This is a genomic window from Maribacter sp. 4G9, assembly GCF_002742265.1.
Taxonomy (GTDB): Bacteria; Bacteroidota; Bacteroidia; order Flavobacteriales; family Flavobacteriaceae; genus Maribacter.
The window spans coordinates 1-950 of the sequence record NZ_MDGL01000086.1 but is presented as its reverse complement, the minus strand read 5'-3'; the positions used below and the strand labels follow the sequence as shown (position 1 = coordinate 950).

The following is a 950-nucleotide window of genomic DNA, read 5'->3' as shown; positions in this document are numbered from 1 at the left end:
TTTGAAATTTCACGACCAACTGCTTACAAAATCATCGCCCGGTTTGAAAATGAAGGTTATGAAGGGCTCAAAGAACTCTCCCGAAAACCGCGTGGAGTTCACCCTAGTTCAACTAGTGAAAATGTGGTGGACGGTATCCTTGAATTGAAAGAAAAACACAAACTCTGGGGTGCCAAAAAAATCCACAAACTGTTGTATAACGATTTTTCAGATGAAGAAATTCCATCTGTCTTGACCGTACACAACATCCTCAAAAAACACGGATTGGTGAGGCCTCAAAAACGCTTAAGAAGAGTCAAGCCCATCCATCCTATTTTTGACCCAAAAGAGTGTAATGAAGTCTGGAGTGCCGACTATAAAGGCAAGTTCTTAATGGGCAATAAAGTCTACTGTCATCCACTCACTATTGCTGACTCTAAAAGTCGATTTGTATTTACGGCAAAAGGACATTACAGAGAGAACTTTGACTCCGCAAAAGCAGAATTTAAGCGGGTTTTTAGAAAATATGGTATCCCCAAACAAATTCATACAGACAATGGAAGTCCCTTTGGATCCGTGAAGGCTATACAACGTTTTACCAGGCTATCTTACTGGTTCATCGAACTTGGAATTATGCCGGTTTACTCCGATCCATCCCACCCTGAACAAAACGGAAGACATGAGCGCATGCATCGTGATCTGAAAGCTGCTTGTGCCAAACCTTCAGCTCATGACCTGAAAGCTCAACAAAGACGTTTAAATCACTTCGTGAAGGAATACAATCAGGTGAGACCTCACGAAGCCCTGGAAATGAAAACACCAGCTTCCGTGCATGATTTTAAGACTCGACCATTCCCCGAGAGAATACCAAACTTCGATTACGACCCGGAGATGAGAGTACTTAAAGTAACCAAGAACGGATCAGTGAGATGGGGCTCTTACAACTGGGTTTACGTATCTGCATCACTGCA

General features: G+C 42.6%; 1 protein-coding gene. It reads left to right on the top strand.

From position 1 onward, the window contains the following. On the top strand, positions 1-950 hold a 950-nt coding region (locus BFP75_RS10245; protein ID WP_099545272.1), incomplete at both ends, for an integrase core domain-containing protein.